The sequence below is a fragment of the Shewanella sp. CG12_big_fil_rev_8_21_14_0_65_47_15 genome (assembly GCF_002783505.1).
Classification (GTDB): domain Bacteria; phylum Pseudomonadota; class Gammaproteobacteria; order Enterobacterales; family Shewanellaceae; genus Shewanella.
In genome coordinates, this window is the sequence record NZ_PFGL01000001.1 from 157,492 (window position 1) to 178,690 (window position 21,199).

Here is a 21,199-nt window from a genome sequence, read left to right on the forward strand (position 1 = left end):
AGAAGAGGTTAGAGATAATCAGCGGCATCGATAGGTGCCTTGGAGGCCTCATCCACCTCATAGAATGGCATCACTTTGATGCTCGCCATGGAAGCGATGATCGACCCAGGAAAAATTTCAACCGCCGTATTCAGCTCGGCAACGGCCGAATTGTAAAAACGTCTAGCGGCGGAAATATGGGCTTCCACCTCGTTGTAGGTCTGCATCGCCTCTAACATAGTATTGTCGGATTTAAGTTCGGGGTAATTTTCCACACTGACCATCAGCGCGCCCATTTTACTGTTCAGTTGCTCGGCTTGGGCGATATGATCTTTGACGGCACTAGGGTCAGTTTTGTTGTAACTGCGGGTGAATTGCGCACGCAACTCAGTGATCTCTGTGAGTAATGACTTTTCATGATCCATAAATCGTTTGGCGATTTTAAGGATATTGGGCACCAGATCGGCGCGCTTAGCGAGCTGCACATCGATACCCGATAACGCCTCAAGGGCGGTATTGCGCTTTTTGACTAGGCTGACGTACCAAAGATAGGTCACGATAAAAATCAGCGCTAATCCCAATAACAGTTTGTCCATCTTCCATCCTTAGTGCTTATTGTTGTTTTTAATGGCTACAGCTAATCATAAATAGGCAAGAATTTCATCTAAAGGATAGAAATCCTTCAATATTCAGCTCCAGTACAGCAAAGGTTGTTTATCGTTAGCTCGCACAACATTAGAGCAACCAAATTTTGCTCGTGAATACTGGACTCCTCGAGAGTCCATTTTTTTTACTTATATTGCTAGGGAATGTATCGGCACGCCTTAGTCATATAACCATTCCATTAAAAAGCTACAGATAAACAGAAAAACCCCGAGATTAAATACTAAGGCCTGCACTTTTGCCCTTATCGTCTTCTCCTCGGTTTGCAATAGGACTTGGTTAAGCGGCGTGAAAAACATCTTAGGTTCGAGCCCCATCCCCATAAAAAACACGGCTACGGCGATGCTGCGGATTAATTCGGGCGGCACTAACATCTGCCAATAAAACGCATATACGCCATAGGCTAATATTCCCAGCGCTATGGTGTGGCATATTATTCCCACGATAAGTTGCTTGGTCGCAAGGCTTGCCATCGATGACACCATTTCACTCCAATACTGTTAGTACAACACTGATTATGATTGATATTTGCCGCGCAGTTTATCTCTTCTATAATTTAACTGCATCCAAAGAGTCCAACCAAATAGCACGCCACTTATCAATATGCCCAACTTAACTCAGACTTCCTATCCATCCTTGTAACGAAATAGACATAAAAAAGCCCTACATTTGTAGGACTTAGATTTGATAGGATTTAGCTTATTCCGCCGATGTCGACTTTTGTTGTTTCGCTTTTCGCTCTCGCTTACTAAAGATCCGCTCTACGATCACAAAGAACAGCGGCACGAAGAAGATACCTAAGAAGGTTGAACTCATCATGCCGCCGAGCACGCCTGTACCAATGGCGTTTTGACTACCAGAGCCCACACCCGTACTGATGGCTAAGGGAACCACACCTAAACCAAAGGCGAGGGACGTCATCAAAATGGGGCGTAAACGCACACGTACCGCATGCAGAGTCGCCTCAATCAAGCCCGAACCTTTCTCGTAGTACTCTTTGGCGAATTCCACGATCAAGATGGCATTCTTAGTCGCTAAGCCGACAGTGGTTAATAGACCCACTTGGAAGAACACATCGTTAGGCAGGCCGCGCCCATTCATGGCAATTAAGGCACCGATAATCCCGAGCGGAACCACAAGCACAACCGCAAATGGCACAGACCAACTCTCATACAGTGCTGCCAGCACTAAGAAGACTACTAAGATCGACAGGGCATACAAGGCAGGCGCTTGGTTACCCGATAGACGCTCCTCGTACGATAGGCCGTTCCACTCGACACCAAAGCCAGGGGGAAGCTGCTTAGCTAAGTCTTCCATAATGTTCATCGCCGCACCGGTACTGAACCCTGGCGCAGTTGCCCCTTGAATATTCATGGCTGGCAAGCCGTTGAAACGCTCTAAACGGGGAGAACCATATTCCCATGTACCAGTGGCGAAGGCAGAGAAAGGCACCATATCACCCTTGTTGTTACGCACGTACCAAGTATCTAAATCACCCGGTTGCATACGATACTGGGCATCACCTTGTACATATACTTTCTTCACGCGGCCACGGTCAATAAAGTCGTTCACATAGGAACCACCCCAAGCCGTTGCTAATACGCTGTTCACGTTAGCAATTTCAACACCGAGTGCGCTCAACTTCGCATGATCAACATGTAATTGATAAATTGGCGCATCTTCCTGGCCGTTAGGGCGAACACCCACAAGGTTGGGATTTTGTGCCGCCATGCCCAGCATTTGATTACGCGCCGCGAGTAACTTGTCGTGACCTTGACCGTTTTTATCCTGTAGGTACATGTCGAAACCGTTCGCCGTACCTAACTCGATCACCGCTGGCGGTACGAAGGCAAACACAAAGGCCTCCTTCATTTGGCTGAATACGCCCATAGCACGGCCCGCGATAGACTGCACATCCATGCCTGGCGCTTCACGCTCCGACCAGTCCTTCAAACCAACGAACGCGATACCCATGTTTTGCCCTTGGCCCGCAAAACTGAAGCCCGCCACGCTAAATACCGATCTCACACCTTCCTCAGCCATAAAGTGATCAGAGACTTTCTCTAACACTTTCAGTGTGCTTTCTTGGGTTGAGTTTGTCGGTAAAATGGCCTGGGTGAATAAAATACCTTGGTCTTCATCGGGTAAGAATGCGGTAGGCATACGGACAAAGATCCAGCCCACGGCAATGACAAGCACAACATAAATCATCATGACCCTAAAGCCGCGCTTAATGATCCCTGCAACGCTTGACTCATAACGATTGGTTAGCCTGTCAAAACTACGGTTAAACCAGCCAAAGAAACCCGTTTCAATATGGCCATGGCCCTTCTTGAGGGGTTTTAACATGGTCGCACAGAGTGCTGGCGTTAAAATCAAGGCCACCAATACCGATAACGCCATCGCAGACACAATAGTGATAGAGAACTGGCGGTAAATCACCCCGGTTGAACCCGACATAAAGGCCATAGGTACGAATACGGCCGACAGCGTCAAGCCGATACCCACTAAAGCGCCAGTAATTTGGTCCATCGACTTACGCGTCGCCTCGAGTGGGCTCAAGCCCTCCTCGGACATGACCCGCTCGACGTTTTCCACCACCACAATCGCATCGTCCACCAACAAACCGATGGCGAGTACCATGGCGAACATGGTGAGTGTGTTAATCGAGAAACCCGTCGCAGATAGGATCGCAAATGTCCCCAGCAGTACCACAGGTACCGCGATAGTCGGGATCAAAGTTGCACGGAAGTTCTGCAGGAAGAGGTACATGATAACAAACACCAGCACGATAGCCTCAAGCAGAGTGTGCACCACGCCCTCAATCGATTGTTCCACGAAAGGCGTTGTATCGTAGGGATAAACGACTTCTAAGCCCTGGGGGAAGAAGGGTTGCATCTCATCGATTTTTGCCCGTACGGCGGCGGCCGTATCGAGGGCGTTTGCCCCCGTCGCCAGCTTGATTGCTAAACCTGTGGCAGGTTTTCCATTGTATAGAGAGACCACGGCATAGCTTTCGGAACCTAACTCGACGCGTGCCACATCACCTAAGAATACGTTCGCACCCGATGTATCCGATTTAAGGATGATCTTGCGAAACTCTTCCGGTGTTTGTAAGCGACTCTGCGCCGACACTGTCGCATTCAGTTCCTGGCCCTGTATTGATGGAGTGCCACCTAATTGTCCCGCCGACACCTGCGCGTTTTGCGAACGGATGGCAGAGATAACATCTAGGCTGGTCAGGTTATATTGGGTTAGTTTTAATGGATCTAACCATATGCGCATCGCGTACTGCGCACCAAATAATTGGATTTCCCCCACACCAGACACTCGGCTCATCGGATCTTGAACGTTAGAACCAACGTAATCCGAAATGTCGTTTTTACCCAATGAACCATCGCTAGAGACAAAGCCTAGTACCATTAAGAAGCCAGAACTCGACTTGTTAACGTTAACCCCCTGGGCCTGAACTTCCTGGGGCAATAGGGTCATTGCACCCTGTAATTTGTTCTGTACTTGTACCTGTGCAATATCCGGATCGGCTTCGGCATTGAAAGTCAAAGTGATTTCAGCATTACCAAAACTATCACTGGTGGAGGCGATATAACGTAAATGGTCAATCCCCTTCATGCGCTGCTCAATCACCTGCGTCACTGAGTCTTCGACAATTTTAGCGGATGCACCAGGGTAGTTAGCACTGATCACCACGGTTGGTGGAGCAATGCTAGGATACTGGGATACTGGCAACCCAAGGATAGATAACACCCCTGCCAGCATAATAATTAAGGCGATCACCCACGCAAAGATGGGGCGATCAATAAAAAAACGTGCCATAGCTATGCCCTATTGTGCTTGCGTTTCAGAAATAACTTTCGGGGTTACAGGCGCACCTGGACGGATTTTTTGCAATCCTTCCACAATCAACTTATCACCCACAGCAAGGCCCGCAGTAATGCGCCACTGATGATCGACCACTTCCGCAGTAGTCACAGTTCTCGCTTCCACTAGACCCTGATCATTGACAACCATAGCCACAGCTTCACCCTTAGAGTTACGGGTAATGGCCTTTTGCGGGATCATAATAGCCTGGGGATCGGTCCCCGCATTCAACATAGCGCGGACATACATACCCGGTAATAGGATACCTTCAGGGTTAGGGAACTCGGCACGCAGGATCACCGACCCGGTATTTTCATCTACGCTCACCTCCGCAAATTGCAACTTGCCTGGGTAAGCATAAACAGAACCGTCCTCGAGTAATAACTGCACATCGGCGTTATCCCCTGCCAGCAACTGACCCTGCTTTAGCTTGGCTTTAAGGCGTAATAATTGGACGCTCGATTGCGCGATATCCACATTGATGGGATCAAGCTGTTGAATCGTGGCCAAGGTCTGACTCTGGTTTGCCGTTACCAGTGCACCGGCAGTCACACTCGACTTACCGATACGACCAGAAATAGGTGCTAATACTTCGGTATATTGCAGATTGATTTTCGCCGTATTGATCGCCGCTTCCGCCACAGTCACGCTCGCCAGCGCTTCTTTATAAGCCGCTTCTGCTTCATCGAAGTCCTGCTTACTGATGGCGTTGGTTTTAACCAGTTGCTGGTAACGGGACGCCTTAGCTTTTGCCGATGCTAAACTCGCATTTGCTCTGGCTAAATCCGCATTCGCGCTCACGAGTGCTGCCTTATAAGTAGCAGAATCAATTTGATACAATGACTCGCCCTGTTTAACAGTACCGCCTTCAGCGAAGCTACGTTTAGTGATAATACCGCTCACCTGTGGGCGAACCTCTGCCTCGAGGAAAGCCTTACTCCGCCCCGGTAACTCCACCTGAATCACCTGTGGCTTAGCAACAATATTCAGAATTCCCACTTCCATGCTCTGCGACCCAGTACCTGCATGGGCTTTTTCCTCTTGGGGACTGCAAGCTGCCATCCATAACGCCACACTTATAACTGAGGCAAGTTTAATTGTCTGCCGCATGAGAACTCCTTCAAAGATGAACGACCTACATATCAACACACTTATTTGTGCTGATATGGCCGTAATTGTAACTAAAATCAAATCCGTTATTTATCGCACACCCTATTAGGATCAACAAGGAAGATTAGCCAACTAAAGTGTAAACTAATGAAAATATTTACCCTTCGAGTAATACTAAATTCAATCAATTGTTATTCCATTTAAACAGTATGTGAACAATCGAAAAGGTTGTTAGAAATATAGAATCTAAAGCATATTAACAGCCGACTCTATCGTTAGAATGTTGCAAATTTGTTCCATTCGACTCATGACACAGTAAATAAACGCTTATCGATGGCCCTTAAGCAGCAACAGACGGTATTAATTTGTCTGTCTCGATAAGGGTTTAATAAGCAATCACGCATGTACTTTCAACTAAAACCTTCGAACCAGCCATTTTAGTGGTAAGCCCAATGTAGGGCAAATTTGCAACAGGCTTTTATGCCCCATTAAATGAAACCCATATTCCCATAAATCGCACTTCTATTATTGGAATAATGGCTAGTATCCCGGCATCGCAATGAAAACCGCTCGATTCATTTTTTATAATGGGTTTATACCCTATGGTAGCAACCCACCATTTACTTTTGTAGCAAGATTCAATTTACCTAGCTTAATGTAGAAATTAAGACGCCCCTCTTATTGATAAGCCCAGTGAATTGGGCGGGGCAGACTGGAACCTTCAATAACTGAGGTGCGGTCACATCGACTCGCAAATATTTTTTGGGAAAATGCCTACAACAATCGTCTTGATAACGACTAAAGTTAAGGCGTAAGGTCAGTAAAAAACAGGGTTGGAGTTGGAACTGGAGTTAGTGTCTATGGAGCTTTTTTATCATCCATTATCGCGTTATTCACAGAAAGTGCTGATCGCGCTCTATGAAAAACAAGCAAATTTCTACCCACGTATCACTGATTTACGCGATCCATTACCGAGAAAAGCGTTCCAGCATTTTTATCCACCCGCTAAACTGCCCCTGCTTAAAACACAAGATGGCACATTAATCCCCGAATCCAGCATTATCATCGAGTATTTAGACAGGCATTTTACCCACGGTACTCAGCTTCTCCCTCGGGAATCACAGCGCAACCTGCAGGTGAGATTATACGACCGGATTATCGATAACGATATTAATAATCCTTTGTTTCAATTAGAAAAACTAAAGCATACCGACGAGATGCGTGAGTTTGAAATCAAACAAATTGAGAAGCAAATGCTCACGCAATTTCAACGCTTAGATACGCATTTAGGTCAAAACCATTGGATTTGTGGCGATAGCTTTACCTTGGCCGACTGCGCGTTAATCCCTTGCTTAAGTTATAGTTTTAAACACTTAAATCTATTGGACTTAGATGAACTAGTCCGTTACTGGCAGCAGGCACAACTGCGTGGGGCTTGGATGTTGGTGCTTGAAGAAGTGTTACTCGCAGAGATGGAGGAAGATACAGGCTTGAGGAGCATACCTTAGCCTAAGCTATGCTCCACTGGCATCACATATTGCGCTCTTTCTTCAACTGTAGGAACGCTTTCCACTTTACGACTTCTGGCGGCAGTTCAGGTGCAGCATCGGTATAACCCGCCTCTTTCACTAACACATCGAGCGGCACTTGCTTACCTTTGCACACAAATACGCCGCGCACATGCACGATACAATGTAGGCCACGTTCGCTCACAAAGCGTTGTTCAATATAGAAATATTTCTCATCCCAGCCAACGACTTTGGTTTTAATTTCAAAGGTTTTTAACGGCTTGATATCACGAATATAGGTAAATTCGGCGGCGTTAACTATCGGCATCCACTTCAACTTTAAGAAACGTTTTAGCAGGCCCATCTCGGCCAACATATAAGTCCGCGCCAGATCCATAAATGCGGGATAGCGGGAATTAGTCAGATGGAAATTGATATCGCAATCGCTCGGTAACGCCCGATAGGTGATACGGCTTGTTCCGAGAAAATCGATCTTACGGCAGTGGCGCGTGCGCCAAAATAATAACCAAAACAAACGAAAATACAGATTCATAACCAGTCGCCCTTAAAATAAGAGCCACAGGCTAACAGAGGTCATACCAGATAACAAGCGGGATCTAGGTCACAAAAAAGGCGCCGGATGGCGCCTTTCTATCGTTTGGTTAAGCTCACTAACCCGAGATAATCAGCCCGATACGCTGGGCTGGTTTATGATAATTAACAATAGCTTATCTAGCCTGATTAGGCCGCAATGCCTGAGTGTCTTAGCAGAGCATCGATATTCGGCTCGCGTCCCATAAACTGTTTGAACAAGTCCATAGGTTCGGCCGAGCCACCCATTTCGAGGATATTGTGCAGGAAGCGACGGCCCGTTTCTGGGTTGAAAATCCCCTCCTCCTCGAAGCGAGAAAACGCATCCGCCGACAGCACTTCAGCCCATTTGTAACTGTAATAACCCGCGGCATAACCGCCCGCAAAAATGTGGGCAAACCCATGTTGGAAACGGTTAAAGTCCGGCGGCGTTAATACGGCCACCTGACGACGCACTTCGTCTAAGGTTTCTTGAATACGCGCGCCTTTTGCGGGGTCGTATTCGTGGTGCATTCTAAAATCGAACAAGGAGAACTCGAGTTGGCGCAGCATCATCATGCCAGATTGGAAGTTTTTCGCCGCCAACATCTTATCTAACAAGGCTTTTGGTAATGGTTCACCCGTTTCGAAGTGACCAGAAATTTCGGCTAAGGCTTCTTCCTGCCAACACCAGTTTTCCATAAATTGGCTCGGTAACTCGACCGCATCCCAAGGCACACCATTAATCCCCGACACGCCTGCAACATCGATTTTGGTCAGCATATGGTGAATGCCATGGCCAAATTCGTGGAATAGGGTCGTGACTTCATCGTGGGTAAACAGTGCAGGTTTGCCATCGACCGGACCATTAAAGTTACAGGTCAAATAGGCCACAGGCTTTTGCAATCCATTGGCGGTTTGACGGCGCACACGGCAGTCATCCATCCAAGCGCCGCCACGTTTACCCGTGCGGGCATATAAGTCGAGGTAGAAACTGCCCCTATGTTCACCGGTTTCGTCATGAATATCGAAGAAGCGAACGTCCTTGTGCCAACGGTCAAAGTCTTTTTGCTCGACAATCTTAAGGCCGAACAAACGCGATACTGTATAGAACAAACCCGAGAGCACTTTATCTTCGGGGAAGTACGGGCGCAGAATTTCCTGCGAAATCTCATACTTATGATGTTGCAACTTCTCGGCGTAGAAACTTAAGTCCCAAGAGGCCATTTCAGTGACGCCGTATTGCGCCTCGGCAAAGGCTTTTAACTCGGCCAATTCCGCCTTGGCTTGATCCTTAGATCGCAGCGCTAATTCATTTAAGAAAGCCATCACCTGCGCCGGCGTTTCGGCCATTTTGGTGGCGAGGGATTTTTCGGCAAAGCTATCAAAACCCAGTAACAATGCCAATTCATGGCGCAACGCGAGGATTTCATCCATCAGCGGGCTGTTATCAAACTCGCCGGCATTCGGGCCTTGATCCGAGGCGCGGGTCACGAAGGCGCGGTAACACTCTTCACGGAGACTGCGGTTTTCACTGTAGGTCATCACGGGTAAATAAGAGGGGAAGTCTAAGGTAAATAACCAACCCTCTAATTCACGGGCCTCGGCCATCGCCTTAGCGGCGGCTTTAGCGGAATCGGGCAGACCCGCAAGCTCGGCTTCATCGGTGATCAACTTAGTCCAGGCTTGGGTCGCATCCAGTAATTGGTTCGAAAAACCACTGGTGAGTTCAGAGAGGCGCTTTACGATTTCGCCATAACGCATTTTTTGCGCATCGTCTAAGCCAATGCCCGAGAGTTCAAAATCGCGCAGGCTGTGCTCAATCACCTTCTGCTGGGCTTGGCTCAAGTGTGCAAACTCATCCGATGCACGCAGGGCCTTATAGGCTTGATATAAACCTTGGTGTTGACCAACGTAAGTGCCGTATTCCGACAATAACGGCAAGCAAGCATCGTGGGCGGCACGCCACTCATCTGTGCTAGTCACTGAATTCATATGGGAAACTGGCGACCAAATTTGACTCAGCTCGTCGTCGACCTGTTCGAGTGGTGCGACTAAATTCTCCCAAGTGTAGGGACCTTGGTGTTGTAGCACTTCATCAATCTTAGCGCGGCACTGAGCAAGGGCATGCTCAACGGCGACTTGAATATGTTCCGGTTTGATCTGTGAAAAAAGGGGTAATTTTGCGCCGCTAAGCAAAGGGTTGCTCATAGTGATTCCTCTACAATCTGTGTCACTTATAGATAAGGGCTAATGTGCTATTTATCAAGGCGAGAAAACCGATTACCTCCTTCGGTTGGCTGCCTATCTAGAATCACCACCGAAAAAAGTGAGCCAGATCTCAATTAATCTTTACGCTTAGTTTACTGAGTGAATCTTGATGAGTTGATCGCAAATTAGATCCATTCTCATTAACAATTAGATTTATCGACGTTAGTATCTGCACCAAATCCACATCACTAGCCTGATTGGCAAACCTATGACCACCAGCTCAGTCAATTCCATCACTCGCACCCTCTGCACCTTAGGTCTGTTATTTCTCAGCCAAACCTCAAGCGCGAATGAAAGTTTATCCCAAACAGAGAGTCTTTCGAGTGCCACATTGCAGACTCAACCTATTGAACCTTTGGCAGTAAACTTGGACTTGGGCTGGGACAGCAAATACATCTCACAGGGGCGGAATAATTTATCACTGGGTGGCATCTATTGGCTAAACGCCTCGGTCCAGTATGGCAATCTAACCACCTATGCCTTAGTCGGCCGCGGCGATAGTCAAGCCTATACAGAGTGGAATATCGGCCTCGAATATCGCTTGAATTTGACTGATAACTTAGAAGCCAATCTGGGATATCAACGCATTGAAGGCTACAGCAGCAACCGCTGCCAAGATAACGAATTCTTTACCGAGCTTGCGTACACGGCCACCCCATGGCTAGTACCCTCGATGAGTTATGTCTACTCCACCGAGGCTGCAGGTTACTTAATCGAGGCGAGTTTACACAGTTACTGGGATATCACTGAGCAATTCACTCTTACCCCATATATCACCCAAGGATTTGATTTTAAATATCGAACTGAGGCGCACAACGGTCGAAACAACCTACAATTTGGCCTAGAGGCCGCTTACCAACTGCTGCCCAATATGAGTGTTAGCGGGCATCTTAGCCATAGCATTGCCCAGGGCGATATTGAGCAAGAAGCCGCGGCCAATGGCGATTTAGGCTCACAGGACCAAACCTACGCAGGCATTCACTTTTCGATGACCTTTTAATGCTCCCAATATTAGGCTGAATTTGGCAAAACCCGACCCGCTAACTACACTGAAAACGTCGACGGAGCGACGTTCATCTTCACCCCTTTTATGCCGAGGAACAGGGAATGTTAGCGCATCAGTTATATTTCACCCGCACTGCACTTATGGTTTTTGCCATACTTTTTATACCTTTAACAGATTCGGTCAATGCGCGTCAGGCACCCGACCCCAGTTTAGTGTCTTTGCCACAACCGGCGCAGGCCGAGCCTTTGCCCTTAGGAACGCTGCTCGACAGTGAGGGGAAGCCGATTATCATCCCCAGCGAGCCACAGAGTGGGTTCGAGTATTCGGCTCCCACTACCTCCGCAGAACCCAAAACCAAAACACCTAAATCAACCACAGCGACTAAAGCAAATAAGAATAAAAAACTCAGCCGTAAACAGCAGCTTGCTAGTCGTGAACGCGTCGCAAATGATCCTAACTGCCGCTGGCTAGACCAACGAATGAATCAGTTAGAAGCCCAAATGCGTAGCAAACAGGGTAACACAGCCAAATATCGCTCCGATGAACTGAGTGCCCGCCAGCAGGAATGGCAATGTTTAAAATGTGGTGCCGAAGGGCCAAATCAAGACGATCACTCCCGCTGCCAGTATCGCCGCTAAATGGTTTAACCCAAACGACCGTGCTACTGGAATATTTTCAGTAAAACCACGGTCCTATTGCCAACCCATGCAATAGGCTGGTCTGTAAGCACAATCCGCCCTACAATGACCTTCTGCTGTAAAGCACCTCATCCTTGAAGTAAGACGGAGAAACTCATGGCTCAACATTTTGACTATATCTGCCTAGGCGCTGGCAGCGGCGGTATTGCCTCAGCAAACCGAGCGGCAATGCGTGGCGCTAAGGTGTTGCTTATCGAAGCTAAACACGTGGGTGGCACCTGTGTAAACGTAGGCTGTGTACCGAAAAAAGTCATGTGGTATGGCGCCCATGTTGCCGAAGCTATGCACCTTTACGCCAAAGATTATGGCTTCGATGTCACTGTTAATAAATTCGATTGGAGCACCTTAGTCAACAGCCGCGAAGCCTATATTGGCCGCATTCACGATGCCTACGGCCGTGGTTTTGCCAATAACAAAGTGACCCTGTTAAATGGCTACGGCCGCTTTATCGATGGCAACACCATCGAAGTTAACGGCGAACATTACACCGCCGATCATATCCTGATCGCCACCGGCGGCGCGCCAACTATTCCAAATATTCCCGGTGCCGAATATGGTATCGACTCCGATGGTTTCTTCGCCCTGCGTGAACAACCTAAACGTGTTGCCGTTGTTGGCGCTGGCTATATCGCGGTCGAAGTCGCTGGTGTGTTACACGCCCTTGGCAGCGAAACCCACTTATTTGTGCGTAAGCATGCGCCGCTGCGCAACTTCGACCCTATGCTTATCGACGCCCTAGTCGATGCCATGGCCACCGAAGGCCCAACATTGCACACCCATAGCGTGCCAAAAGCCGTGGTCAAAAATGCCGATAACAGCCTGACATTAAGCCTAGAGAATGGCGAGAGCGTCACTGTCGATTGTCTGATTTGGGCCATTGGCCGTTCACCCGCCACCGGCAATATCGGCTTAGAAAACACCGAAGTGCAATTAGATAGCAAAGGTTATGTCATCACGGACGAGCAGCAAAATACCACTCATAAAGGGATTTACTGTGTCGGCGACATTATGGCGGGCGGCGTAGAACTCACCCCTGTCGCAGTTAAAGCGGGCCGTTTGTTATCCGAGCGTTTATTTAACGGCATGACAGATGCAAAAATGGATTACAGCCTGATCCCAACCGTAGTGTTTAGCCATCCTCCCATCGGCACTATGGGCCTGACCGAACCCGAGGCGCGCACTCAATACGGCGATGATAACGTCAAAGTGTATACGTCGACATTTACCTCAATGTACACCGCCGTCACCAGCCATCGCCAAGCCTGTAAGATGAAATTAGTTTGCGCTGGCAAGGACGAAAAGGTTGTCGGTATTCACGGCATAGGTTTTGGAATGGATGAGATCCTCCAAGGTTTTGGAGTCGCACTTAAAATGGGCGCAACCAAGGCCGACTTCGATGCCGTTGTCGCCATTCACCCAACGGGTGCCGAGGAATTTGTTACGCTTAGATAATTGTGGCGAAGCGTCTTAGAAGCAATGATTAAGGCCAGTAGCATAGCTGGCCTTTTTTATATTTGCGCGGTTCTCAATCTTGCCACCACTGTTGGCCTTCGGCGGTTTGACTGAGTAAACAAGTTTATCGCTTAGATTTGGTTTGCTTTATCCACAGCCAAAGGCCGCTTAGGGATACCAGCAATAACGCTAATCCGAAAATATCCCATAGCCACACGGCGTAGGCGCCAAATAAGCGGCCGCTGTGCAAATCTAGCATCACCCTTTCCCAGTTGAGGTTTGTGCTGCGGGCGTATTGAATCATATCTGCGTCCACAGGATCCGCTGGCGTGACCCACTGCAATGGCGCTAATGGCTGTGCAGGTATCCAATCGATAAGATTTTCGTCGGCTTGAAAATAGCCTGCAGTGGTTTTAAGCCAAACGCGATTGACTGTTTCGGCGTGGGTTGCATCGAGGGGAGATGATTCAATGGCTAAGGCCTCTAAACCTCTGGGTAAACCTGTGCTGCTATTTTGAGTTTCCTGTAAGTGCCCTTGGCTATCGAATAGATAAAGTTGATTATTATCAATAGCTATCAACAGATTAGGCAGAAACACCGCACTAATTAATGGGTTTTGAGCCTCGAGTATTGGTTCACGCCCCAGCCAGAGTCGGTTATCTGTGATCAATAGCGGCTGGGCTTCACTGCCAAATTGGGCAATATGCTGGGGCGTCGCAATCCCGTAATAATCCAACAACCAAGTTTGTTGCACTGGGGATTTATTAAGCTGTAGTGCTTGGCTGTGATTGATGGCGACACCCGTCACGGCGAGCAATAGGATAAATAAACAGCTTAAGATACCCAGTCGACGGTGCCAGGGGCGAAGCGCGCGGGCAAATTTGTAGCTAATAGTCTGTATCGATTGTGGTTTATGCTTACGAGTCATAGTTACATTTTACGTCTGGCTAGTTGACTATTATTGACTCTTTTCGGCCTTGGTCACTTTGGCTTTTGTAGCTTCGGCTTTTGTAACATAGTTATCGAGCCACAAAGCAATACGAGACAGTTTCGTCAAGGCTCTGACCGACAAGGTGGCGCCGGTAATACCGTCAATATGCTGATCGAGTTGAGTTTGGTCGTCGAGTTTGGCTGATTTAAATTGATCCGTAAAGAAATCATGGCGAACTTCATCGCCGCGGCTTTCACGGTAAACCAATACCTTAGTCCTGACTATGGCTTGGTCTTTAATATGGATCCCGACTGTGATTGGCGCTTCTTTGCCTATTTCATCTAAAATCCACACGGTTTCATTGTCTTGCTGCCAATAACGAAGGCGCATCTTATTGAAACTATGGGCAAGTATCGATTCGATAACCTGTTTGGCATGGTCGTCAACCCAATAGACCTTAGTTGTGCCTTTATTGCCATTAAACGCCTGTTGAATAAAGGCATCGGCACTTTGATATTCGACGGCGCTCAGCCGCAGTGGGCATACCACGAGTAATAATATCGCTAGGCTGCGAATCAATGATCTGCCAAGGCGCGGATTAGCCTTTGTCAGTGCAGGGAAAACTATGCCCATAAAAACCTTCAAGAATAATGAATAAAGTCACACATCCGCAGATGTGTGACTCGAGTGAGACACAGTGTTTAGAACTGGTAACCCACACCTAAGTTGAAACCGTCGGCGTCTTTAGCGCCACCTTGGGTTTCATAATCGGCTTTAAACACCACGTTTTCATGTAACCAATAATTCACACCAATGTTGGTTTGGGTGATTTCGGTATCAGTGCTATTACCAGCCTTGTTATCCCATGCATTGTAACGGGCGAAGACACCAAAGCTGTCGTTGAAACGATACGATGGCTCAATGTAATAACCTTGCTGCTTATCTTGTCCTAGGGCTTCGGCCTCTTTGCCATCGATATCCCATTGAGCATAAAGCGCTTTAATGGTGAAGTTTTGAATGCTGTAGATAGCGTGCGCGGTTAACAGCGTGGCCGATGCCGTATCGACACCCGCAGCCCCTTGGGTTAAATCCGTTTGGTATTGTGCAGAAGCGGCCAGCTCTAAACCTGGCACTGCGGTGTATTTCACGCGGGCGGTATAAGCTAAATCTTCACCCTTAGCGTTAGACACTTTTTGGCGACCGCTACGAATATTAAAGGCTTTGTCGCCCGTTGTAGCAACGGCAAGACCACTCGTCACTGCGGTATCAAATGCTAGGCCGGGAGCCGCTTTAATATTTAACGCTAAACCCGCTTCCCACCAAGTCGCGGGGATAATGTCAGCTTCAACGGGATTACGCTCAACACCGTAAAATGCAGGTGGCTCGTGGGTTTCGTTGGTGATACCGACGGGCATCAGGAACAGACCCGCTTTACCCGTGAAGCTCTGGTTAAAATCATGTTCGAGATAAGCTTGTTCTATCTCAACTTCACCCTTTTTCCCTTCACCGGCCAATGCATGTTCAACTTCTAGCTCGGAGAAAAAACGGGTTTTTTCAGTAAATTCATGACCAAAGAACAACACAAAACGATGAAAATCGAACTCTTTTTTGTCAGTGTCTTTAATGTTGTCAGAGATGTTGTTGTAGTGCAGTTCGCCATAACCACCAATGGTCGTTGCACTCTTGCTTGAGCCTGTTTCTTCAACGGCATCGGCGGTTTTTTCTACTCGTTTTTCAGTTTCTTCTAAGCGCTTTTCAAGATCCTGCAGCACTTGCTGTTGCTGCTCAATGACTTTACGCAGTTCTTGTGTTTCATCCGTTGCGAGCGCTTGATGGCTAGCAAAGAGGCCCAATAGCGCGCTAGCGAGTAGTGTTTTTTTCATTATTATCCCCAAAAATGGTCATTATTTGTAAACATATGTAAAAATTTGTGACGATTTTACACACTGGTTTAAATAATGCAAACAATTCGCATTTGAATTTATGATCTAGATCAATTCCTATTTACTAAAATACCACTAAGGTAAGGCTCGATGCCCACAACGCACTTTTAGGTATACCAAGCACCCTGAATTCCCATAAAAATCACAATTCAACAAATTACACGCTAAAAAAACCATAAAAAATAAATTATCCTCATTTTTTATATTTATATTTTGAACATTTACCATTTAACGCTAACCTGATTTAGATTTTGGTTATTTTAAAACCAAGGTTAGTGATGTTTCACAAATCCAATTATGCCAACTGTGATACCTTAAGCGCCCAAAAAACGTGTCAGGGCTGGGCTTTTTACGCTAAAAGCGAGGGCATGCCTGTAGCTAGAACGAGCCATAAGACACAAAAATGCCGCGGTAACTGGGGAGTTTCGCAAGAATGAAGAGCAAGAGTTTGTTAGGCAACATTGGTGTGCAAGTGATTATTGCCATGATTATTGGCGCACTCGTCGGTTTTATCATGGGTGAAAGCGCGAGCATCTTCGCACCGCTCGGTACTATTTTTATCCATTTAATCAAGATGCTAGTAATCCCACTGGTACTGGTTTCTATCATTAGCGGCGCAGCTAGCTTAGGTGATAGTCCCTCGGCGGGTAAGATTGGTGTCGGCACCTTCGGTTTCTTTATTGTCACCTCTGGGCTTGCCGTCGCCTTGGCGCTAGTCATGGGCATTATGTTTACACCCGGCGCCGGTGTCGACTTCACCGCCCATAGCAGCAGTGGTTTGATGGAAGTAACCGCAGAACATGGTGCTCTACCCGGGGTAATAGATACCTTTATTGGCATGATCCCAACCAATGTGTTCGAATCGCTCACTGGCGGAAATATCCTGCAAATTCTTGTGTTTAGCATATTTTTTGGTATCGCACTCACTAAAGTTAAAGGCGATGGTGCTAAACCCATCATGGCGGCGTTAAATACCGTCGTCGATGCCTTTGTGTGGATGATCAACTGCGTGATGATCATCGCGCCCATTGGGGTATTTGGTTTGATGGCCGATTCCGTCGGCACCTTCGGTTTCGATGCGCTAGAGGTCGTGTTTAAGTTATTTGCCGTGTTTGTGGCCGCGATTCTGATTTACGGTTTTGTGTTCTTCCCATTGATGGTGCAACTGTTCTCTAAGGTGTCGGCACGCCAGTTTATTTCGGCGATGAAAAAGCCGCAGGTGATGGCGCTATCGACGGCATCATCTATGGCAACGCTGCCGGTGAATATGGAGACCTGCGAAGAAGATCTAAAGGTCTCTAAGGCAACCACCGCCTTTGTGCTGCCCTTAGGCGCGACGATTAATATGAGCGGCAACGCGATTTATTATGGTTTAGTCGCCATGTTCTTCGCCCAGATGTACAACGTGGATCTGTCGATGACGGCCTATGCCGCGATTATCTTCACCTCCACCTTAGGCGCCATTGGCCAAGCGGGTGTGCCGGGGCCGTCATTTTTAGTGGTCGCAGTGCTATTGGCCGCAGGGATTCCGATCGATGGTTTACCACTGTTATTCGCCCTAGACAGGGTATTTGACATGATCCGCACCGCGCTAAACATCACGGGCGATGCGGCCTGCGCCGTTATTATGGATAAATATACTGCAGAGCAGACCTCGAACTAACTGCGTGAATACACTGATATACCCAGGCTTGAATAGGCTTGCCTATTCAAGCCTTTTTTATGCGCTACGTTTGCCCTTATTGTGCCCATTTACTCGACGTCCAAAACCTTAATGTGATCTTGTCGGCGCCTTGGACTAAGCCCAAGTGGCTTGGCCTCGCAATTCGTATTTCTTTATCAGCCAAGCCATACTGGCACTGAAGCTTTCTGCGATAATGGCTTGGCTATCGTCAGTCCAAAGGAGTGTTGCACTATGTCCGTCTTTGCCCCAGCAAGCCCCTTTGCCGACTTTATCTATCGCCATTTCCGCGCCATACACGCACTTAAACTCGGCCTCGCCCTGCTGATTGCCGTGACCATCAATGCCATTTGGTCGCCGCCACATTTTATTTGGAGCATGGTGACTATTGTGATCATTATGATGAGTCTGCCACAGGTAGGCGGCGCGATTGAAAAGTCCCTGCAACGGGCGGTAGGTACTTGTTTAGGGTCGGCTTACGGCGTGATGTTAGTGGCGACTATCGACAGTTATTGGCTGATTATGGGGCTGTTGATTTTAGGGGTAACACTGATCTGTTTTATCTCGGCGGGACGCTACAGTTACGCCTATCTGGTCGCGGGATTTACCATCATTATCGTCGTTGGCGATGCCAACCATGATACCTCTGAGGCGCTGTGGCGAACGGCCAATATTCTACTCGGCTGTATTATCGCGATTTTGGTGTCGCTATTTATCTTCCCAATTAAAGCTAAACAGGACTGGCGCAGTCAGCTCGCCAATGCCATCGACAGTATGGCCAAGGTGCTCACTCAGCATTTACAGGCGCCAGCCAACCATGATTTAGATTTTCGCGCCGATCTCGAAGCGGCCATGAAGGCGGTATTAACCCAGAAGAAACTGTTTTTCTCCCTCGAGTGGGAAAGCCAAACCCTGAAAAAGCATAAAGTGCTGCTGGCGGAATTAGTCAATAAACAGGTTCGGCTGATCCCCCTACTCGAACTACTGCCCTTAAGTCGCTGGCAGGAAGCCGACAAAGAGGCATACCATCAAATCAACCGCATCGCCGCCGAGCTTACGGCTTATCTTCAGCGTCTTGGCGCATTTGTCGCGGGTAAAACCGCGGCTTTACCGACTTTGCCCAGCGCCCTAGAGCAAGAGTTACAGCAGAGATTACAATTCAGCTTGGCCGCCCAGACGCCAAATTCAGCCCCTTTAGCAAATGAGGTGGCGCAGGGATTTGCCCTCACGGGTTACGGCTGGCTTATCTATCAACTCGCCATCGCCGTCGAAGCGCTTTATGCCGATATCGAGATTATCGAAATCGCCTATAGCGGACAAACCGTGTTACATAAAATCTCAAATCAATCTTAAGCCGTGACGGCGGTCATTGCGGCCAAAAACCGTGACCGTAAACCAAGATAAACCCTTGGCAGCCCTTGCGCTTGCTGGGGGTTTAATGAAAAGATACCGCCCTAATAAAAATTCGATATGTGGACTCTTTTCATGCGCTTGTTTTCCCTTTCCGTTGTCGCAATCGCCTGCTTATCGGCGGGTTCATTATTCACAACCCATTTAGCCGTTGCCGCGAATACCGAAGTCGCGCAACCCGAAGTGACGACTACTGGAGCTGCCAACGCTGAAGTTGCCAACACTGAGGCCACTAAAATCGCCGCGGTTGAAGCCAGCACCGAGAGCAGCGCTTCGCCCGCGACAGAAGCCGCTCCCGAAACCACAGTGACAGCGACACCGACTCGCGCCAATACCTTTGTAAATGACGCCATTTTACCGCCGAGCATCACTTGGCACGGTGCCAGCGAGTCGCTGTTACTCAGCGCAGACAATGAATGGGCGACGCCCTTCGAGCAAAGCAATGGCATCGAAAGCTCAAGCTATGACGATACCATCGCATGGCTCGACCGATTAGCGGCCGAAACCACTAAATTGCAGAAAGTCAGCCTAGGCAAGAGCCCTCAAGGTCGCGATATTTGGATGTATGTCGCCAGTAGCGAAGGCATAAACGAATCGGCGCGCCTTAAGCAAAACACTAAGCCGACGATTCTGGTGCAGGCGGGGATCCACTCAGGGGAAATCGACGGTAAAGATGCCGGCATGATGTTGCTACGCGACATTATTAAGGGCGAGAAAAGCGATCTAATCGAAAAAGCCAACCTGTTATTTGTGCCCATATTTAGTGTCGATGCCCATGAGCGCAGCGGCGAATTTAATCGCGTTAACCAACGCGGTCCAGTGAATATGGGCTGGCGCACCAATGCCAATAACCTCAACCTGAACCGCGACTATGCCAAGGCCGACACCTTAGAGATGCAGCATATGCTGCGGGCCATCAATGTGTGGCAGCCGGATCTGTATATCGATGTGCATGTCACGGACGGCATCGATTACCAATACGATATCACCTTCGGCTACAACCTCGCCCAAGGCTTGAGTCCCGCCAGTTTCCGCTGGCTCGAAAATAGCTACCGCCCAGCGGTAGAAGCGGCATTAAGCGAGCAGGGTCATATTCCCGGCCCGCTGATTTTCGCCGTCGACAATACCGATATCACTAAGGGCATGTCACTGTGGAACCCTAGCCCACGCTTCTCTAATGGTTATGGTGATGCCCGCCATCTGCCCACTATTTTGATTGAGAACCACAGCTTAAAACCCTTTAAGCAGCGCGTACTCGGCACCTATGTGATGCTAGAGCAAACCCTGAAAACCGTTGGCGACCAAGCGACCAAGTTAAAGAGTGCGATTCAAGAGGATAAATACCGCGCCTCGCCGCTAATCACATTAACCTGGAAATCGGCACCACTGGCTAAGGGCTGGGATTTTAAAGGCATAGATTACCAGCTTGAGCAGAGTCCGATTAGCGGCACCGAGGTAGTGCGTTGGACAGGCGAGCCAAAGCTGTACCCCAATTTACCTGTGATTGCCGAAACCGTGCCCGATATTAAAGTCACTCGTCCTAGTGCTTACTATATTCCCGCCCAGTGGACACAAGTGATCGACCGCTTAAATCTACACGGCATCCGGATGACACGTTTAAGTAAACCAACTGAGCTTAAGCTGCAGCAATACGCCTTAAGCAGTCCCGTATTTAATACCAAAGCCTTTGAGGGACGACTGACGGTGAAGGCCGACTCGACACTGGCCAAACTGACCACCACCTTGCCCGCGGGCACAGTGAAAATCAGCACAGACCAACCCTTAGGCGATCTGGCGATTTTACTGCTCGAGCCACAATCACCGGATTCACTGCTGCAGTGGGGCTTCTTTAACCCAATCTTTACCCGTACCGAATATATTGAGGACTATGCGGTAGAGCCGCTGGCCGCCAAGATGCTTAGCGACGACCCTAAATTACAGGCTGAATTTAATAAAGCGCTGGAAAACCCAGAGTTTGCCGCCGATCCCGAGGCACGCCTACGCTGGTTCTATGAGCGCAGTCCTTACTACGATAATCAATATCTTACGTATCCAGTCTACCGCAGCCGTTAATCCTCGCTATTAAAAATGGCAAGAA

16 protein-coding genes are annotated in these 21,199 nt (G+C 48.3%); 7 read left to right on the plus strand and 9 right to left on the minus strand.

The genetic code is table 11. The features are described 5' to 3' along the window. Positions 1–8 precede the first annotated feature (8 nt). The 4 genes from COW15_RS00675 to COW15_RS00690 form a co-directional block, all read right to left on the minus strand. Positions 9–575, minus strand: a complete 567-nt coding sequence (locus tag COW15_RS00675) for a LemA family protein (RefSeq protein ID WP_293628768.1) — start codon at positions 573–575, stop codon at positions 9–11. 228 nt (positions 576–803) lie between these two features. Then, entirely contained in the window at positions 804–1,115 is a 312-nt protein-coding gene (locus COW15_RS00680; RefSeq protein WP_293628769.1) for a hypothetical protein, read from the minus strand. Positions 1,116–1,341: 226 nt separating this feature from the next. Next, positions 1,342–4,476, minus strand: coding sequence for an efflux RND transporter permease subunit (locus COW15_RS00685; protein WP_293628770.1), 3,135 nt, complete (start codon positions 4,474–4,476; stop codon positions 1,342–1,344). 9 nt (positions 4,477–4,485) lie between these two features. Beyond that, positions 4,486–5,631, minus strand: coding sequence for an efflux RND transporter periplasmic adaptor subunit (locus tag COW15_RS00690; protein WP_293628771.1), 1,146 nt, complete (start codon positions 5,629–5,631; stop codon positions 4,486–4,488). Between the two features lie 860 nt (positions 5,632–6,491). On the opposite strand from COW15_RS00690, the gene COW15_RS00695 reads away from it, so the two are divergent. After that, positions 6,492–7,139, plus strand: a complete 648-nt coding sequence (locus COW15_RS00695) for a glutathione S-transferase family protein (RefSeq protein WP_293628772.1) — start codon at positions 6,492–6,494, stop codon at positions 7,137–7,139. A 22-nt stretch (positions 7,140–7,161) separates the two neighbouring features. Here the strand turns inward: COW15_RS00695 and COW15_RS00700 are convergent, their stop codons facing one another. After that, positions 7,162–7,692 carry a thioesterase family protein gene (locus COW15_RS00700; RefSeq protein ID WP_293628774.1) on the minus strand — a complete coding sequence of 177 codons (531 nt, stop codon included), beginning with the start codon at positions 7,690–7,692 and terminating at the stop codon, positions 7,162–7,164. A 188-nt stretch (positions 7,693–7,880) separates the two neighbouring features. Then, positions 7,881–9,920, minus strand: a complete 2,040-nt coding sequence (gene prlC, locus COW15_RS00705) for an oligopeptidase A (protein WP_293628776.1) — start codon at positions 9,918–9,920, stop codon at positions 7,881–7,883. 268 nt (positions 9,921–10,188) lie between these two features. Between prlC and COW15_RS00710 the strand changes: the two genes are divergently transcribed. The 3 genes from COW15_RS00710 (at position 10,189) to gorA (ending at position 13,136) form a co-directional block, all read left to right on the plus strand. Further along, positions 10,189–10,980 carry a hypothetical protein gene (locus COW15_RS00710; RefSeq protein WP_293628778.1) on the plus strand — a complete coding sequence of 264 codons (792 nt, stop codon included), beginning with the start codon at positions 10,189–10,191 and terminating at the stop codon, positions 10,978–10,980. 107 nt (positions 10,981–11,087) lie between these two features. Beyond that, the gene (locus COW15_RS00715) at positions 11,088–11,624 is read left to right on the plus strand and encodes a hypothetical protein (RefSeq protein WP_293628780.1); all 537 of its coding nucleotides are present in this window, start codon (positions 11,088–11,090) and stop codon (positions 11,622–11,624) included. A gap of 156 nt (positions 11,625–11,780) precedes the next feature. Beyond that, positions 11,781–13,136, plus strand: coding sequence for a glutathione-disulfide reductase (gene gorA, locus COW15_RS00720; RefSeq protein WP_293628781.1), 1,356 nt, complete (start codon positions 11,781–11,783; stop codon positions 13,134–13,136). A gap of 124 nt (positions 13,137–13,260) precedes the next feature. Here gorA and COW15_RS00725 read toward each other — a convergent pair whose 3' ends face one another. The 3 genes from COW15_RS00725 to COW15_RS00735 form a co-directional block, all read right to left on the minus strand. After that, positions 13,261–14,064: a PepSY-associated TM helix domain-containing protein gene (locus COW15_RS00725; protein WP_293628782.1), complete on the minus strand. Its 804-nt coding sequence runs from the start codon at positions 14,062–14,064 to the stop codon at positions 13,261–13,263. Positions 14,065–14,094: 30 nt separating this feature from the next. Continuing rightward, positions 14,095–14,700: an FMN-binding protein gene (locus tag COW15_RS00730; RefSeq protein WP_293628783.1), complete on the minus strand. Its 606-nt coding sequence runs from the start codon at positions 14,698–14,700 to the stop codon at positions 14,095–14,097. A 68-nt stretch (positions 14,701–14,768) separates the two neighbouring features. After that, positions 14,769–15,950, minus strand: a complete 1,182-nt coding sequence (locus COW15_RS00735) for a porin (protein WP_293628784.1) — start codon at positions 15,948–15,950, stop codon at positions 14,769–14,771. Between the two features lie 493 nt (positions 15,951–16,443). Between COW15_RS00735 and COW15_RS00740 the strand changes: the two genes are divergently transcribed. From COW15_RS00740 to COW15_RS00750, 3 genes are all read left to right on the plus strand, one after another. After that, the gene (locus tag COW15_RS00740) at positions 16,444–17,673 is read left to right on the plus strand and encodes a dicarboxylate/amino acid:cation symporter (protein WP_293628785.1); all 1,230 of its coding nucleotides are present in this window, start codon (positions 16,444–16,446) and stop codon (positions 17,671–17,673) included. Positions 17,674–17,925: 252 nt separating this feature from the next. After that, a complete protein-coding gene (locus COW15_RS00745) occupies positions 17,926–19,044 on the plus strand; it encodes an FUSC family protein (protein ID WP_293628786.1) in 1,119 nt (372 codons plus the stop codon). 132 nt (positions 19,045–19,176) lie between these two features. Beyond that, on the plus strand, positions 19,177–21,174 hold the full coding sequence (locus COW15_RS00750) for a M14 family metallopeptidase (RefSeq protein WP_293628788.1): 1,998 nt from the start codon (positions 19,177–19,179) through the stop codon (positions 21,172–21,174). Positions 21,175–21,199: the final 25 nt, after the last annotated feature.

What these genes read in the sequence shown, in the direction of transcription:
- COW15_RS00740 (WP_293628785.1), top strand. Translation starts at nt 16,444, where the DNA reads ATGAAGAGCAAGAGTTTGTTAGGCAACATTGGTGTGCAAGTGATTATT.
- COW15_RS00725 (WP_293628782.1), bottom strand. Translation starts at nt 14,064, where the DNA reads ATGACTCGTAAGCATAAACCACAATCGATACAGACTATTAGCTACAAA.
- COW15_RS00730 (WP_293628783.1), bottom strand. Translation starts at nt 14,700, where the DNA reads ATGGGCATAGTTTTCCCTGCACTGACAAAGGCTAATCCGCGCCTTGGC.
- COW15_RS00745 (WP_293628786.1), top strand. Translation starts at nt 17,926, where the DNA reads ATGTCCGTCTTTGCCCCAGCAAGCCCCTTTGCCGACTTTATCTATCGC.
- prlC (WP_293628776.1), bottom strand. Translation starts at nt 9,920, where the DNA reads ATGAGCAACCCTTTGCTTAGCGGCGCAAAATTACCCCTTTTTTCACAG.
- COW15_RS00710 (WP_293628778.1), top strand. Translation starts at nt 10,189, where the DNA reads ATGACCACCAGCTCAGTCAATTCCATCACTCGCACCCTCTGCACCTTA.
- COW15_RS00680 (WP_293628769.1), bottom strand. Translation starts at nt 1,115, where the DNA reads ATGGCAAGCCTTGCGACCAAGCAACTTATCGTGGGAATAATATGCCAC.
- COW15_RS00715 (WP_293628780.1), top strand. Translation starts at nt 11,088, where the DNA reads ATGTTAGCGCATCAGTTATATTTCACCCGCACTGCACTTATGGTTTTT.
- COW15_RS00700 (WP_293628774.1), bottom strand. Translation starts at nt 7,692, where the DNA reads ATGAATCTGTATTTTCGTTTGTTTTGGTTATTATTTTGGCGCACGCGC.
- COW15_RS00690 (WP_293628771.1), bottom strand. Translation starts at nt 5,631, where the DNA reads ATGCGGCAGACAATTAAACTTGCCTCAGTTATAAGTGTGGCGTTATGG.
- COW15_RS00695 (WP_293628772.1), top strand. Translation starts at nt 6,492, where the DNA reads ATGGAGCTTTTTTATCATCCATTATCGCGTTATTCACAGAAAGTGCTG.
- gorA (WP_293628781.1), top strand. Translation starts at nt 11,781, where the DNA reads ATGGCTCAACATTTTGACTATATCTGCCTAGGCGCTGGCAGCGGCGGT.
- COW15_RS00685 (WP_293628770.1), bottom strand. Translation starts at nt 4,476, where the DNA reads ATGGCACGTTTTTTTATTGATCGCCCCATCTTTGCGTGGGTGATCGCC.
- COW15_RS00735 (WP_293628784.1), bottom strand. Translation starts at nt 15,950, where the DNA reads ATGAAAAAAACACTACTCGCTAGCGCGCTATTGGGCCTCTTTGCTAGC.
- COW15_RS00750 (WP_293628788.1), top strand. Translation starts at nt 19,177, where the DNA reads ATGCGCTTGTTTTCCCTTTCCGTTGTCGCAATCGCCTGCTTATCGGCG.
- COW15_RS00675 (WP_293628768.1), bottom strand. Translation starts at nt 575, where the DNA reads ATGGACAAACTGTTATTGGGATTAGCGCTGATTTTTATCGTGACCTAT.